Consider the following 1,146-nt stretch of genomic DNA (forward strand, 5'->3'; position numbering starts at 1 on the left):
CTGAGAGATTTGAGCCGACCACGTTCACATCGCCATTAGTCGCGAAGCCATTGGCGTCCTTCTCACCGTCGCCTCTGGCGATGATGGTGAGGTTATTGCCTGCAGAGACATTGCTGCCTTGTGTGGCGGTTTGTGTGGTGGTGCTATTGGATTGGCTCTTACTCGAACCGACGGATACGGACACACCAATAGCCGAGGTTTGAGAGGCTTGATTAGCCAAAGCCGTTTGACTCAAATCAGTGTATAACGACTGCCCTGCTTGCACCGCTGTGAGCGCCGCTTTGGTGCCATACGCGGCAGCTAATCGGTCGTTGCCTCGGTCGCTGGCGTCGTTCGCTTGTTTGACCACACCATAAATGGTGTTCGCCGCATTGCCCACCGTACCACTGAGCGAGACAGACAAGCCAGAAGACTTGGACTTCTCCTCGGTGGTTTGTGTGTATCGATTCGTTTCGTTGATGATGTTGACATCATCGGCCACTAAGGTCGCATTGTTTGCCGCGAGCACGTCTGAACCCACTATGTTCAACGTGTTGCCCGCGCTGAGCTTCACGTCGCCTGCGTTTGAGGCAATCAGGCTGCCTGTGTGGGTAGTTGCTGTTGCATCGGTGGCGAGTGAGTTTTGTGTTTTACCGACCATGAAGCCTATACCACCAGTCCCCATCAAGCCTGATTTTTTAACCTCAAAAAACTGATTATTTGTATCAGTGTTTTCTGCGGCGGTGATGTTGATGTCGTTTTTAGCATCAACCCAAGTCAAAGTATCGGAGACGACATTTGAGCCTTGGATGTTGACATTGTTGCCAGCACCGATCAACACACGATTCCCAGTAATGTTTGAGGCAACATTGTCAGCATCGGTTTTCTCAATATGTGTCGTCCTCGTGGTTGAGCTCAAGAAACCTTTGCTCTTATCCTTATTAGCAACGTCAATGCTATCGGTATTTTGACCCGCCATAATGTTAACGTCACCTTGCGCGGCTTTGATTAAAACCGTGCCCACATCGCTGTTGATTTCGCTGGCGCGGATGTTGACGTTGCCTGTTTGTGCATTGAGCTGCAGGTCAGAATGAGTGCTGATTTGGCTGCCAATCTCGCGGGTGTTGCCACGATTTAGGTAATTATTGGCATCAGCCATCAGATTAA

General features: G+C 50.3%; 1 protein-coding gene. It reads right to left on the reverse strand.

The window, feature by feature from the left end; genetic code table 11:
• Nucleotides 1–1,146: hemagglutinin repeat-containing protein (locus IE082_RS11080; RefSeq protein ID WP_189493968.1), on the reverse strand; the 1,146-nt coding region annotated here is incomplete at both ends.

The sequence above is a fragment of the Formosimonas limnophila genome (assembly GCF_014652675.1).
GTDB lineage: Bacteria > Pseudomonadota > Gammaproteobacteria > Burkholderiales > Burkholderiaceae > Hydromonas > Hydromonas limnophila.